Genomic DNA, 13,491 nt, shown 5'->3' on the forward strand with positions numbered 1-13,491 from the left:
TGAACAAAATGAATAAAGAGATTTTTTTAAAGTCAAAAGAAGTTATGCCAGGTGGAGTAAACAGCCCAGTTAGAGCATTTAATGGAATGGGAATAAATCCTAAAGTAATTAAAAAAGGATATGGAGTTATTTTAGAGGATGAAGATTCAAAAGAATATATAGATTTTGTTCTTGCATGGGGACCAATGATATTAGGTCATAGTGATAAAGATGTTGTTAATGCAATAAGTAATGCAGCAAAAGATTCTATAGCATTTGGAGCACCAACTAAGGGTGAGCTTCAAATGGCAGAATTTTTATGTGATGAAATAGAAAGCTTAGAGATGATAAGAATGGTTAACTCAGGTACAGAAGCGACTATGAGTGCTATAAAGCTTGCAAGAGGATGGACTAAGAGAGATAAAATAGTTAAATTTGCAGGGTGTTATCATGGGCATTTTGATGGATTTTTAATAGAAGCTGGTTCAGGAGTTTTAACTGAAGGAATAAAAGGTTCTCTTGGAGTACCAGATAGTATAGTTAAAAATACAGTTATTGCAAAATATAATGATGAAGAAAGCATAAAAGAAATCTTCGAAAAATATGGAGATGAAATAGCTTGTGTTATTATTGAACCAATAGCTGGAAATATGGGAGTTATAAAAGCTAAAGATAGTTTTATGAAATTCTTAAGAGCTGAATGTGATAAGAATGGATCACTTCTTATATTTGATGAAGTAATGAGTGGATTTAGAGCAAGTTATTTAGGAGCATCTAAATATTTTGATGAAAAACCTGATTTAGTAACATATGCAAAAATAATAGGTGGAGGTCTTCCTTGTGGTGTTTATGGAGGAAGAAAAGATATAATGGAATCTTTAGCACCACTTGGTGGAGTATATCAAGCTGGAACTATGTCTGGAAATCCAGTAGTAGTTGCTGCAGGACTTGCAACATTAAATAAATTAAAAGATAATAAAGAAGTATTCTATAAGCATATTGATGAAATTGGAGCAATGTTAGAAAATGGAGTAAAAGAAATATCTGATAAGTATGGAATTAATGTTGCATTTAATAGAATTGGTGGAATGATGACTATTTTCTTTACTGATGAAGAAGTAATAGATACTTTTGAAAAAGTTAAAGAATGTAATAGTGAAAGATTTAAAAGATATTTCCTTTATATGATGGATAAAGGATTTAATATACCACCATCACAATTTGAAGCATTATTCTTATCAGTACACCATAATAAAGAGCATATAGAGAAGTTCTTAAAAGCGTATGAAGAGTTCTGTATAGAGGAAAGTAAATAATGAAACATTGCATTTTGATTGTTGCTTTTGGAACATCAACTTTAAATGGGTATGAAAATCAATTCCAACCATTTATACGTAAAATAGAAGAGAATATTAATATTCCTACATTTATAGGCTTTACATCAGAGCGAATAATAAAAAAGTTGCAAGATGAAAGAATATTATCTTTTGAGGAAAAAATAAAGGAAATAAAAGATTTAGGCTATGAAGAAATTATTTTATTGAAACTTGTACTTTCAGATGGAAAAGAAAATAGAAAGATTGAAAAAGTTCTTGAAGATAATAAAAATAATTTTAAAAAAATAATAAAGACAAAACCTATATTAGAATATAAGAAAACATTTATAGATACAATATTTGAAGGAAGAGACAACACTATATTTATATCTCATGGAAGAGAAGATGATATTGTAGATTCTATAAGTGAAGAGTTTAAAAAAGAGGTTAATTTAAACTATAAAAATTTAAGCTTTTTAAGTTTAAACTTTAAAGAAGAAGCTGATGATATCATAAAGAGTATCTTAAAGGAAAATACAGAAGAAGTGGTGTTTAAACCTTTATTATTAACTAAAGGATATCATTTTGAAAAAGATATCTATTCAGATAAACAAGGAAGTTTTAAAAGTAGATTTACTGAAAATAAAATAAGAGTAAAAGAAATTAACTTTGGATTATTAGAAGATAAAAAGTTTTTAGCTTTTTCGATAGAAAATTTAAAAAATATAATAAGAGACTGATTCAATTTTGAATCAGTCTCTTATCTTTATAAGTCGTCTACATCTTGTTCTTCACCATATTTAATTGGTCCTTCAGACGAAAAGCTAGTGTTAGAATAGTCTATAAAATCACCATCTTTATCCTGAGATTTTATAGTTTTTGTATATTCATGTGTGTTATTAAGAAGGTGTTCCTTATTTTTAGTTTTACAAGAACTCAAAGATTTTAAGGGAATTGGTGATATCATTTGTTCAGAATTTATCGATTCTAAATTTTTGTGACATTTACAATTACAATGTGATTTCTTTTCCATAACTGAGACCTCCTAAATTTAATATAATAAAATGTTTTACTATATTAAATTTGTCCATGAAAAGTTTACATTATTCTACAAAAATTAAAAAAGTTAAAGACAAGTTCAAAAATATATGGTAAAATTAGAATATATTTTAGGAGAGAATGAGAGGGGAAATGTGATTATGCCGGAAATGACACCAGAGTTAAGAGCGACATTTTTAGGTTTACTTATGATATCAGTAATATTTGCATTTGTAAATTATTTAGTAACTGGGTATGCAATTTATAGTGTTTCAAAAGTTGAGAAGGTAGACAAGCCTTGGCTTGGTTGGATACCCATAGGAAATTTCTATCAACTAATAAAATTAGGAAAAGGAAATTATGTATTTATTGTAGCATTAGTTGGAATTGTATTATTTAAAGGTATGAATGGTATGATACCAAGTTTAATTGCTATAGTAAGTTCTGTTATATATACAATATATTCAATGTATATGTATTATAAAATTTGTGATAGATATGATATTAGTTTTTTATTTATTGCAATTGGAAGCTTATCGATTGTTTGCATATTAATTAAATCTATTGGAGGATTTTTAATACCTGTATTATTAATAGGTCTTTATGGACAATGGAATTTAGCTAGAAAAATAAAAAAAGCTAAAAATCCAAATGAAAGAAGGATAAAAACTGAAGTCATTGGAATGAGAAAAAGGAAATAATTTATTAAGGCTTCATAAAGAGTAGTTAAAATTACAAAGTTTATGTAGCCTTTTTTATATAAAAGTATTAATATAATAATTAAAAGATATTTTTTAGGGAGGGCATTGCACATGGATGATAAAAAAGTAATTGATTTTAATGAATTAAAAAATAAAGTAAATGATGGTGATGTAGATAAATTTGAAAACTATATGTTTGATTTGTTTTATAAAACTCAATCAGGATCAATGAATATGGCTCAATATACAAGTGAAATCTCTAAGTATATGGCAGAAAATAATATTTCAGAAAAAAAATTATTTGAAATACAGAAAAAAATGATGGGAAGATATGGATTTGATTTAAGTGATTTAGAAAATCAAATGGGAAGTTTAGGAATGAACCTAAATTTAAATAGTGGAACTTATGAAGATACAAGAAAAAAGATGAGTTTTGAAGAAAAGTATAATAAAAAAATAGAAAAGAAAATGATGGAAGAGTATAAAATACAGAATACTGTAAATGATATAAGGATATTACTTCAAGAGGAAAATATAATAATTCTAAGTGAAAAAGAAGTTGATTTAAATGATACTGAATTAAATGAATTTTTATGTTCATATAAGAAAGTAATAGAAAATAAGACTTTAAATATAACAATTGCAGGAAAAAATAGCTCTTATCCATATTAAGCTAGATATTTAATCTAGCTTTTTCTTTTTATTTTAAATATGATATAATATGCTTTGATAAGCGAGGTGTTTTAAAATGAGTAGTATAGCTGGAGAAGGCTGTCCAAGGATTATTCCGGAAGAGGAAAAGAAAAGCCTTCAAGAGATTGAAAGAAGTATAGTAAAAAAATATAGAAAACATATATGGTCAAAATTTGTAAAAGCTGTAAAGCAATATGGATTAATAGAAGAAGGCGATAAAATAGCAGTTGCTATTTCAGGAGGAAAAGACTCATTGCTACTTGCAAAACTTATGCAAGAGTTACAAAGGCATGGTCAAGTGAAATTTGAATTAGAATTTATAGCTATGGATCCTGGATATCATCCACATGTAAGAAAGCTTTTAGAAGAAAATTGTGCACATTTAAACATACCTGTATACATATATGAATCAGGAATATTTGATGTAATAGATGAAAAATCAAGAGAGTATCCATGTTATCTTTGCGCTAGAATGAGAAGAGGATCTCTATATGCAAAAGCAAAGGAACGAGGATGTAATAAATTAGCATTAGGACATCATTATAATGATGTAATAGAAACAACACTTTTAAATGTTCTATATGCAGGGAACTTTAAAACTATGATGCCAAAACTTAGAGCAAATAACTTTGAGGATATGGAGCTTATAAGACCAATGTATTTTATAGAAGAAGAAAATATAAAGAGATTTATAAATTATAGTGGAATATGGCCATTAAATTGTGCATGTATGGTATCAGCAGAAAAAATAGGTAATAAAAGATATGAAATAAAAGACTTGATCAAAGAATTAAAAGAAAAGTTTGATGGGGTAGATAAATCTATTTTTAAAGCAGCTGAAAATATAAGTCTAGATGCAATATTAGGATTTGAGAAAGCAGGAAAAAAATATACTTTCCAAGAATTCTATGATGATGAAAAAGAAATTATAATTAAAGAATAGTAATATAAGTTTATATTTTGAGGGCTGTTTTGTAAAACAGCCCTTTTAAAAATAGAGATAGAAGTTGATTTTAAAATAAATAGAAACTAGGAAATATTTATTAAAGATATATATAGAATCTTAATAGGAAAATAAATTTGAATTATAAGGAGGAGATACATTGATAAATAAATCAATGCTAAAAGAGGATATAAAAAAACTAGTTATTAAATATATGCTTCCAAGTGTACTAGGAATGCTTGGACTATCTTGTTGTATATTTTTAGATACTATGTTTATAGGGAGAGGGATTGGAGATTTAGGGCTTGCAGCTTTGAATATAGCTATTCCTTTTTTTAATATATTTACTGCAATATCCTTACTAACAGGAGTTGGTGGAGCAACACTTTTAGCAATAAAAATGGGGAAACAAGAATATGAGGTTATTGATGAAATTTTTACGGTAGCTATTATAGCAACTGTAATAATAGGAATAATATTTGGTGGTAGTTGTTTAATATTCATTAATGAAATTATTAAGGCATTAGGTGCAACAGGCATAATTTTTATTTATGTAAAAGAATATCTTCAAATCATATTATTTGGGGCGGTATTATTTATTCTTTCTACTACTTTAAACGTATTTGTAAGAAATGATGGGAATCCTAAAATATCTATGTGGGCAATTATAGGAGCTAATATTGTAAATATTATTTTAGACTATATATTAATATTTCCACTAAATATGGGGATGAGAGGAGCTGCAATTGCAACTACAACGGCACAAGTTTGTGGAATTATAATTTTATGTTTTCATTTTATTTTAAAGAAAAATAAAATGAAATTTTCTTTAAAAAAATTAAAAGGAAGATATGTAAAGAGAATACTAAATAATGGATTTCCAAGCTTTGTATTAGAGGTTTCTGCGGCAATAGTAATAGTGGTCTTTAATATAAAATTAAAAGCAATAGGTGGAGACATATCTATATCTGCTTATAGTATAATAGTTAATTTCTCACTTATAATAATTGCTGTATTCAATGGGATTGCACAGGGAGTTCAGCCTATTGTAAGCATGAATTATGGTGCTAAAAAATATAGTAGAGTGCTGGAGGCATATAGAAGTGGAATCAAATGGACAATTTTTTTAGGTGCTATATTTTTTATATTAGGTGAAATATGTCCAAATCTAATAATAGATATTTTTTCAAAAGATCCAAGCAGATTAAAAGAAATTGGAGCAACAGGAATAAGAATTTATTTTATAGCTTTGATTCCGATGGGTATAAATATATTTAATGTGGGAATGCTACAATCTATGGAAAAAGCAAGAATATCCACAATAATATCTCTAATTAGAGGGCTAGTATTAGTAATTTTACTATTGGAAATTTTAGCAGCACTTTTTGGTTTAAATGGAATATGGATGACAACTCCAATTGTTGAAGGAATTACATTAATAATTTCATGTTTATGTATTTTTAAAGAAAAAAAGTATATAGAAATGGTATAATAATAATATAAATTATTATTATAGGAGGTACTTTTATGGATATACAAAATATGGATGTCAATATATTAGTTAGCATTATAAATTTAAAATTAAGGGATTACTATAAAGATTTAGACACTTTATGTGAAGATATGGATTTAAATGAGGAAGAATTAAAAGTGAAGTTAAAAGAAGGCGGATTTGATTATTTAAAAGAAGGAAATTGTTTTAGATAATTATCATAGAAAAAAAACTATTTTATGGTTTATAATGTAGTTAAAGGAAGGAGGGGAAGTTATGAAATTAAAAAAGATGGGTAAATTAGCAATTCTTGCAGCAGCAACAGCAGCTTTAGTTACGAGTTTAGTTAATGATAAAAAGAGAAAAGAAATTGAAGAAGCGGATAAAGTAGAAGAGTTAGAAAATGAAGAATAGTTTTAAGAGGGTTAATTGATTATGAAAAATAGTGTGGTGGATAATAAAATGAAGTATTCTTATAAAGAGCAAATGTATTGTGGAGCAAAGGATGAGTGTTTTGAAATAAAAGATTCCTTATTAGCAAATAATACAAAAGATGAATCTATAAGAAATATATTTAAAATGGAAAATATATCCACCATGAAAAAGGAAAAGAAAAGTAAAAATCGTATTATAGAAACTATAAATGAAAAAATAGAAAAAAATAATAATCGATATGCAATAGTTTTAATTGATTTAGATGATTTTAAATTTATAAATGAAACATTTGGATATGAATCAGGAGATTTTATCTTAGAAAAGGCACTAGAGCGATTAGAAGATGAAATAAGAGAAAATGATCTTATTTGGAGACATAACGGAGATGAATTTATAATGTTTTTAGAAAATATTATAAATAAAAGTGAATTAGAAGAGATTTTAAATAGGATTATGAAAAGTTTCTATAGTCCTATAAAGTATAAAGATAAGAATGTATTTATAAATATAAGTGCAGGAGTTGCAGTAGCACCTGAAAATGGAGTTGAATTCTATACTCTTCTAAAGAATGCAGATGGAGCTTTAACTATAGCTAAAAATAATGGGAAAGGAAATTATTCCTTTTATGATCAGAGTATATCTAAAGAGGTAAATAGATCTTATGATATACAAAGATGTTTAAGAACGGCTATAGAAAATGAAGAGCTTTATATTATGTTTCAACCTAAAGTATTTATTGAGAATAAAGTTGTAAAAGGATTTGAAGCACTTTTAAGATGGAATAGTAAAGAACTTGGAAGTGTGAGTCCAGCAGAGCTTATTCCTATTGCAGAAATGACAAGGCTCATAATTCCAATAGGTACATTTGTACTAAAAGAAGTATTTAGAAGAGTAAGATATCTTTTGAATTTAGGTCATAAAGACTTTAAAATTGCAGTTAATCTATCAGAACTTCAGTTAAGGCATGATACGATTTTAAGAGATTTATTAGAGTTTCGAGAAAGTTATGATGTAGATTTGAAATATATTGAAATAGAAATAACAGAAAGTATACTTATGAAATCCTTTGAAAAAAATATAAGAACGTTAAAAGAAATAAAAAAGTTAGGTGCAACTATAGCACTAGATGATTTTGGAACAGGATATTCATCATTGAACTATTTAACTAAACTGCCCATAGATGTTTTAAAGATAGATAGAAGTTTTGTTATTGATTTATTGGATAACAGAAAATCTAGATGTATTGTTGAAAATATAATCAATTTATCACATCAATTAGGAATAATTGTTGTAGCAGAAGGGGTAGAAGATAGAGAACAGGTTGAATATTTAAAAGATATGTTATGCGATATAGTTCAAGGTTATTATTTTAGTAAACCTAAATATTTTGAAGATATAGTAAATATGATAGGAAAAGAAATGTAAAGCTAGAGAAAGATTCTCTAGCTTTATTATTATTTTATGTAATGAAAAACTTCTGGAGTATCATTTGAAATAGTTTTAAAAACATAATTTTGATTTTTATAATATTTAATAATATCTCCTAAAGCCTTTGGAGAATTTTTATTTATAGTTCCACAATGCATTAAAAGAACAATATTAGAATCTTTAGAAATTGAGGCTTTAAAAAATACTTCTGGTGAAGAATTATAATATTCGCCATCTTTACTATCTTGAGTCCAATCATAAATTTTAAAATTATTTTCATGGAGTAAGTTTACTAAAGATTTCTTTAGTTTATATGTATTATTATTACATCCAAAAGGAAATCTTAAAATAGTGGATTTATAGCCAGTAACTTTTTCGATGGTTTCTTGAACTTGAAGCATTTCTTTTAAAAAATCAGAATCATTATTGTAAAGATTATTTCTTTCATGGGTCATACTATGTAACCCTATAGAGTGTCCTTCAGAATAAATTCTTTTTAAAGCATCTTCATTTCCTTTTATTTCATTTCCTAAAATAAAAAATGTTCCTAAGACATTTTCAGATTTTAATACATCTAAAACCTCATTACAAGGGCCTTTAGAAGGACCATCATCAAAAGTTAAATAAATAACTTTTTCTTCAGAAGCAAAAGAAGTGAGAGAGGGAGAAACAGAAAAGAATGAAAGAATAAAAATTAGTATAAAAAAAGAGATTTTAGGTAATTTTTTTAAATAAATCATAATAGATATCCTCCTTTGTACAAGTATTTATATTTTTTGCAAATTATAAATTAATATGTATGAGAATGGATAATTAAATTTATAAAGTAAGTTTTTATTTTAATTGTTCGCAAAATAGTGAATAATAACATACCTTAAAAAGAGAGGTTGACTTAGGAGGGATTTTTGTGAATAATGGAATATATGATAAACCAAAATATAAAGATTCTCTAGGAGAAATAAAAGTAAATGTATTTTTAGACAACATAGATGGAGAAGTTATGAAAGGGATAAAAATAAATCTTTATAGAATAAATGGAATATCACCGCAATTAGAGGATTCTAAAAAAACAGATATTAACGGACAAGTTATTTTTGATAATTTATCTCAAGGAAATTATAGAATAATAGAAATAATAAATAAGGAAATTTATAAGAAACCTATATATAAGGTTTGGAATGAAGTAAATATTTCTAGTTATAATAAAAAAGCTACAGTTAATATTATAAATGTTGAAAAATAAACTAAAAGAAGAAATTTTTATAATTGGATTTTCTATTTAGAAATATGGGAAATCCAATTTTATGTAACATAAGAAAGGAATGAATATTTATGAAAATGAGAATAAAATATTTTGAAGATGCAAAAAGATTAGAGAAAATAGCTAAAGGAAATTGGATAGATGTATATGCAAATAAAGATATCTTTGTGCAATTAAATGAGAGAGCTATGATTCCATTAGGATTTGCATTAGAATTACCAAAAGGTTTTGAAGGACATTTAGCACCTAGAAGTTCAACGTTTAAAACATGGGGAGTAATACAAACTAATGGACTGGGTGTTGTAGATGATACATATATAGGTGATAATGATCAATGGCATTTACCAGTATTTTGTCTTCAAAGTAAAGATGAAGAAAATGTTGAAGGAAAAGCTGTAAAGGGAACGTGGATAAAAAAAGGTGATAAAGTAGCACAATTTAGAATAATGGAAGTTATGCCAGAGATAGAACTTGAAGAAGTTGAAAGCTTTGGAAATGTAGACCGTGGTGGATTTGGATCTACTGGAAGAAAATAAGACTAAAGGGTATCTTTAATATTAGTTAAAGATACCCTTTAAAATTTAATTATATTTGTTTAAGATCTAATTTATTGAAATCACTAGGTTCAGTATAAAGTGTCCAGTTAGTATGATAAATAACCATTCCTAATTTACTATTAGGTGGTTTTTTAAGATTTTTAACAAAGGTGTAATCTACTGGAACTTTTGTTGAATTTTTAGCCTTACTATAATAAGCAGCAATAGTTGCAGCTTCTTCAATAGTTTTATCTAAAAGTTCATCTGTACAAACTATTACGTGAGAACCTGGAATATCTTTAGTGTGAAGCCAAAGATAACTTTTTTTAGCAAATTTCATACTTAAATAATCATTTTGAATATTATTTTTACCAACAAAAATATCAATACCATCAGAAGAAATAAAATGAAGTGGTTTAGACTTTTTATTATTATTCTTTTTAGCTTTTCTAAATTTTAAATAACCAGTTTCCATTAATTCTTCTTTTATCTCATCTATTTCACTATAATCATCAACGTTATGAATATTAGTTAAAACTGAATTTAAATAGCTTAATTCAATCTCATTTTTTTCAAGTTGGATATGGGCTTCTTCTTCAGCTTTTTTCATTTTATTATATTTTTTATAATAAAGTTGCACATTTTGAGATGGTGTTTTATTTACACTTAGAGGGATTTCTATATCTTCAAGATTTTCACTATAAAAATTTTGAAGAGTTATAGATTTCATACCTTCTTTTATAGAATAAATAAATGAAGTCAGCAAATCACCATAGATTTTAAAAGTTTCTTTTTTAGTACAATCATCAAGTGTTCCTTCTAAAATTCTTTTTTTCTTTTTACAACGCTCAATATTTGTGTTGATGAAACGTTGTAAGTCCATAGATTTACTAGATAATCTATCTTGTTTATCTTTTTTATAGAAAAATTCTTCTATTAAAACTGATGGTGAGTCATATTCAATAAAGTGAGAATATGAATGAGAGAAGTTTATACAATGAAAATCTTTTAAAATACCAAATTCATTAGTAAAAATATAGAAAGACTTTGAATTCTTTAATCCATCTAATAATTTAGATGTAGATTCGAATAAATTATCTTTATTTAGATCAAAGAATAATTCCTTTGATAATGGTCTACTTATTCCTGTAAAAGTATTAGAAAAAAAGTTTTCATTTAATTCTTCTAAGGTATTTACAAAAGGTTTAAATTCATCTAAAGTAAAATTATATGGATTTAACTTTGTAGATACGGGAGGATAAACATAAGTTACACCAGGATATAATACTCTAAAAGTATTTATATCAGGAGTTATATGCTTTATAGACTCCATTACCTTATTATCTCTATCACGAACTAAAGTGATATTTGAGTGTCGTCCCATTATTTCTACAATAAGAGAGTATTTACTATCAAAACCTAGCTCATCAGTTGCAGATATTTTAAGTTCTATTAATCTATCGCAATCTTTTTGAGTTATATCTAAGATTGTACCTCCTATGAGATATTTTCTTAAGACCATTGTGAAAAGTGGAGCTGTTAAAGGATTATTCTTTTGAATAGTTGTTAAATGTATTCTAGAAAATCTTGGAGATGCAGAAATTAATAATTTTAGATTTTTTCTGTTTTTTCTAACAGTAAGTATAATCTCATCCTTTTCTGGTTGATTTATTTTATCTATTTTTCCATCTATTAAATATTCTTTTAAATTACATATTAATCGATTTAAAAAAATTCCATCTAATGCCATAATACTTGCCTTCTTTCTTTTATAGGATGTTTTAAAGATAGTATAACATTAAGATGGAACTTTTATCAATAAAGGACTGTGAGGGATAAAAATGAATTTTACTAAAATGCATGGAATAGGAAATGATTTTATATTAATAGAGGATTTAAACGAACAAATAAAAAATGAATCAGAATTAGCAATTAAAGTATGTCATAGAAGATTTGGAATAGGAGCAGATGGACTAGTTTTAATTAGAAAATCAAAGGAATGCGACTTACAAATGGTAATAATAAATAGTGATGGTTCTAGACCAAATATGTGTGGAAATGCAATTCGTTGCTTTGGAAAATATGCATATGAAAAGGGACTAGTGAAATCAGAAAAATTTTCTGTTCAAACAGGAGATGGGAGAAAAGATATAGAATTATATATAGAAGATTCTGTAGTGAAAAATGTAAAAGTATTTATGGGACAAGAATCACTTGAAGGAAAAGATATTCCTTTAGCAGATAATCTAGAAAAAATAATAAATTATAAAATGGAAATTTTAAATAATGAATTTGAAATTAATACATTATTAGTAGGAGTACCACATACTATAGTTATAGATAATAAAGATAAGTTCGAAACAGAATTTGGAGCTAATATTGAAAAAAATAAGATATTTAAAGAAGGTACTAATGTTAACTTTGTTAAAATCAACGACAGAAATAATATTATAGTAAGAACTTGGGAAAGAGGAGCAGGAAAAACATTAGCATGTGGAACTGGAGCATGTGCAAGTGCAAGAATGCTTAATATATTAAACTTAGTAGACGAAAAAGTAAATGTTACATTGCCAGGAGGAAATCTAGTTATAGAATTAGAAGAAGAAGGAATATATATGACAGGACCAGCAGAATATATTTGTAAAGGCGAAGTATTATAAATAAAAAATGAGAAAAATAAAAAAAATGGGTTTAATATTGGGGATAATAGGAAGTTCAGTATTATTTGTTTCCTGCGGTGAAACGAATGGGAAAAATGGAGAAGAAATTTTAACATTAAACGAAGGGGCTATCATAAAGATAGAAAAAGGAGAATTCTATAATTTAAACTTTGAAGAAGAGAAGTTTGAGAAAACTCTAAAAGAAGAAACTATACTTGAATATAATAAAAGTAAAGATACTTATATATTCCTTAAAGATGGTAAACATTTTATAAGACGAAAAGATAAAATAATTGAAATAAAAGATAAGGAATATAGTGAATTGAAATTATCGCCTACAGGAAAATATGTAGCTTATATAATAGAGGATTCTGGAGAGCGAATTTTAAAAGTATTAGATTTAGATAAAAATACAGAAAGAAAAATAAAGTCTAAGGTAAGGATATCAGGGAATTTCTTTCAGTTCTTAGAAAATGATACATTGATTTATTATGGAATTTCTATAGAAGGAGAAAATGGATTATTTACTTATGATTTAGAAAAGGAAGCTGAAAATAAATTTTATGAAATAAAAAAAGGCTATATTGAATTTCTAAAAGTAGTTGATGATAAGATTATAATACTAAATACATTTGATGAAGAAGAAAAGAATTTAGAAATAATCACAAAAGAAGGTAAGCAATCTAAAATTATAGAAAACGAAATAGATAAAATATATGATATTAAAAAGGTTGAAAATGAATATTATTTTTTAGGAAGTATAAAAACAGATGGAGAATCTCTCTATAAAATTGTTGCTGATGAAATTGAAAGAATGATATTTGATTTTCCAAAAAATATTTCTTTAGAAAAAGGACTTAGCAAAACAGAAAATGAAGAGATATTATTTATGGGAAATGAAGGCTTTGAAAGCGAGATGAAAATATTCTCTTATAAAAATGAGGAAGTAAGTGTAGTTGAAGAAACAGATGGAGAATATGAGTTTATAAGGTTTAAATAAAGGCAGGTG

The 13,491-nt window shown here is 26.2% G+C and carries 16 protein-coding genes; 13 read left to right on the plus strand and 3 right to left on the minus strand.

Going from position 1 to position 13,491, the window contains the following annotated elements:
* Positions 1 to 8 precede the first annotated feature (8 nt).
* Entirely contained in the window at positions 9 to 1,295 is a 1,287-nt protein-coding gene (gene hemL / locus Q0W06_RS07480) for a glutamate-1-semialdehyde 2,1-aminomutase (RefSeq protein WP_297633424.1), read from the plus strand.
* Positions 1,295 to 2,035 carry a sirohydrochlorin cobaltochelatase gene (locus Q0W06_RS07485; RefSeq protein ID WP_297633426.1) on the plus strand — a complete coding sequence of 247 codons (741 nt, stop codon included), beginning with the start codon at positions 1,295 to 1,297 and terminating at the stop codon, positions 2,033 to 2,035. Before hemL ends, Q0W06_RS07485 begins: the two co-directional genes overlap by 1 nt.
* Before the next feature lie 26 nt (positions 2,036 to 2,061).
* Here Q0W06_RS07485 and Q0W06_RS07490 read toward each other — a convergent pair whose 3' ends face one another.
* Positions 2,062 to 2,328 carry a hypothetical protein gene (locus tag Q0W06_RS07490; protein WP_297633428.1) on the minus strand — a complete coding sequence of 89 codons (267 nt, stop codon included), beginning with the start codon at positions 2,326 to 2,328 and terminating at the stop codon, positions 2,062 to 2,064.
* Between the two features lie 166 nt (positions 2,329 to 2,494).
* On the opposite strand from Q0W06_RS07490, the gene Q0W06_RS07495 reads away from it, so the two are divergent.
* The 7 genes from Q0W06_RS07495 to Q0W06_RS07525 all read left to right on the plus strand — a co-directional run bounded on the left by Q0W06_RS07495 (position 2,495) and on the right by Q0W06_RS07525 (position 8,022).
* The gene (locus Q0W06_RS07495; protein ID WP_297633430.1) at positions 2,495 to 3,034 is read left to right on the plus strand and encodes a hypothetical protein; all 540 of its coding nucleotides are present in this window, start codon (positions 2,495 to 2,497) and stop codon (positions 3,032 to 3,034) included.
* A 111-nt stretch (positions 3,035 to 3,145) separates the two neighbouring features.
* On the plus strand, positions 3,146 to 3,706 hold the full coding sequence (locus Q0W06_RS07500) for a DUF3867 family protein (RefSeq protein WP_297633431.1): 561 nt from the start codon (positions 3,146 to 3,148) through the stop codon (positions 3,704 to 3,706).
* Between the two features lie 76 nt (positions 3,707 to 3,782).
* Entirely contained in the window at positions 3,783 to 4,670 is an 888-nt protein-coding gene (locus Q0W06_RS07505; RefSeq protein WP_297633433.1) for an ATP-binding protein, read from the plus strand.
* A gap of 160 nt (positions 4,671 to 4,830) precedes the next feature.
* Positions 4,831 to 6,162, plus strand: a complete 1,332-nt coding sequence (locus tag Q0W06_RS07510; RefSeq protein ID WP_297633435.1) for an MATE family efflux transporter — start codon at positions 4,831 to 4,833, stop codon at positions 6,160 to 6,162.
* Positions 6,163 to 6,197: 35 nt separating this feature from the next.
* Positions 6,198 to 6,377 (plus strand): DUF4250 domain-containing protein, encoded by a 180-nt coding sequence (locus Q0W06_RS07515; RefSeq protein WP_297633437.1) that lies wholly within the window; start codon positions 6,198 to 6,200, stop codon positions 6,375 to 6,377.
* Positions 6,378 to 6,438: 61 nt separating this feature from the next.
* A complete protein-coding gene (locus tag Q0W06_RS07520; RefSeq protein WP_297633439.1) occupies positions 6,439 to 6,576 on the plus strand; it encodes a hypothetical protein in 138 nt (45 codons plus the stop codon).
* A gap of 21 nt (positions 6,577 to 6,597) precedes the next feature.
* Entirely contained in the window at positions 6,598 to 8,022 is a 1,425-nt protein-coding gene (locus Q0W06_RS07525; RefSeq protein WP_297633441.1) for a bifunctional diguanylate cyclase/phosphodiesterase, read from the plus strand.
* A 29-nt stretch (positions 8,023 to 8,051) separates the two neighbouring features.
* Here Q0W06_RS07525 and Q0W06_RS07530 read toward each other — a convergent pair whose 3' ends face one another.
* The gene (locus tag Q0W06_RS07530) at positions 8,052 to 8,765 is read right to left on the minus strand and encodes a polysaccharide deacetylase family protein (protein WP_297633443.1); all 714 of its coding nucleotides are present in this window, start codon (positions 8,763 to 8,765) and stop codon (positions 8,052 to 8,054) included.
* Positions 8,766 to 8,932: 167 nt separating this feature from the next.
* Here Q0W06_RS07530 and Q0W06_RS07535 point away from each other — a divergent pair, with 167 nt between their 5' ends.
* Entirely contained in the window at positions 8,933 to 9,268 is a 336-nt protein-coding gene (locus Q0W06_RS07535; RefSeq protein ID WP_297633445.1) for a prealbumin-like fold domain-containing protein, read from the plus strand.
* An 89-nt stretch (positions 9,269 to 9,357) separates the two neighbouring features.
* Positions 9,358 to 9,822 (plus strand): deoxyuridine 5'-triphosphate nucleotidohydrolase, encoded by a 465-nt coding sequence (locus Q0W06_RS07540; protein ID WP_297633447.1) that lies wholly within the window; start codon positions 9,358 to 9,360, stop codon positions 9,820 to 9,822.
* Between the two features lie 49 nt (positions 9,823 to 9,871).
* Here Q0W06_RS07540 and Q0W06_RS07545 read toward each other — a convergent pair whose 3' ends face one another.
* Positions 9,872 to 11,572 carry an NFACT RNA binding domain-containing protein gene (locus tag Q0W06_RS07545; RefSeq protein ID WP_297633449.1) on the minus strand — a complete coding sequence of 567 codons (1,701 nt, stop codon included), beginning with the start codon at positions 11,570 to 11,572 and terminating at the stop codon, positions 9,872 to 9,874.
* A 91-nt stretch (positions 11,573 to 11,663) separates the two neighbouring features.
* Between Q0W06_RS07545 and dapF the strand changes: the two genes are divergently transcribed.
* Positions 11,664 to 12,482, plus strand: a complete 819-nt coding sequence (gene dapF, locus Q0W06_RS07550) for a diaminopimelate epimerase (protein WP_297633451.1) — start codon at positions 11,664 to 11,666, stop codon at positions 12,480 to 12,482.
* Between the two features lie 25 nt (positions 12,483 to 12,507).
* Complete coding sequence (locus tag Q0W06_RS07555; RefSeq protein WP_297633453.1) at positions 12,508 to 13,482, plus strand: hypothetical protein; 975 nt, start codon at positions 12,508 to 12,510, stop codon at positions 13,480 to 13,482.
* Positions 13,483 to 13,491: the final 9 nt, after the last annotated feature.

The sequence above is a fragment of the uncultured Clostridium sp. genome, from assembly GCF_947072515.1.
Taxonomy (GTDB): domain Bacteria; phylum Bacillota; class Clostridia; order Clostridiales; family Clostridiaceae; genus Clostridium.

Coding starts and splice junctions, on each gene's coding strand:
- hemL (WP_297633424.1), top strand. CDS start 9: ATGAATAAAGAGATTTTTTTAAAGTCAAAAGAAGTTATGCCAGGTGGA.
- Q0W06_RS07485 (WP_297633426.1), top strand. CDS start 1,295: ATGAAACATTGCATTTTGATTGTTGCTTTTGGAACATCAACTTTAAAT.
- Q0W06_RS07490 (WP_297633428.1), bottom strand. CDS start 2,328: ATGGAAAAGAAATCACATTGTAATTGTAAATGTCACAAAAATTTAGAA.
- Q0W06_RS07495 (WP_297633430.1), top strand. CDS start 2,495: ATGCCGGAAATGACACCAGAGTTAAGAGCGACATTTTTAGGTTTACTT.
- Q0W06_RS07500 (WP_297633431.1), top strand. CDS start 3,146: ATGGATGATAAAAAAGTAATTGATTTTAATGAATTAAAAAATAAAGTA.
- Q0W06_RS07505 (WP_297633433.1), top strand. CDS start 3,783: ATGAGTAGTATAGCTGGAGAAGGCTGTCCAAGGATTATTCCGGAAGAG.
- Q0W06_RS07515 (WP_297633437.1), top strand. CDS start 6,198: ATGGATATACAAAATATGGATGTCAATATATTAGTTAGCATTATAAAT.
- Q0W06_RS07520 (WP_297633439.1), top strand. CDS start 6,439: ATGAAATTAAAAAAGATGGGTAAATTAGCAATTCTTGCAGCAGCAACA.
- Q0W06_RS07525 (WP_297633441.1), top strand. CDS start 6,598: ATGAAAAATAGTGTGGTGGATAATAAAATGAAGTATTCTTATAAAGAG.
- Q0W06_RS07530 (WP_297633443.1), bottom strand. CDS start 8,765: ATGATTTATTTAAAAAAATTACCTAAAATCTCTTTTTTTATACTAATT.
- Q0W06_RS07540 (WP_297633447.1), top strand. CDS start 9,358: ATGAAAATGAGAATAAAATATTTTGAAGATGCAAAAAGATTAGAGAAA.
- Q0W06_RS07545 (WP_297633449.1), bottom strand. CDS start 11,572: ATGGCATTAGATGGAATTTTTTTAAATCGATTAATATGTAATTTAAAA.
- dapF (WP_297633451.1), top strand. CDS start 11,664: ATGAATTTTACTAAAATGCATGGAATAGGAAATGATTTTATATTAATA.
- Q0W06_RS07555 (WP_297633453.1), top strand. CDS start 12,508: ATGGGTTTAATATTGGGGATAATAGGAAGTTCAGTATTATTTGTTTCC.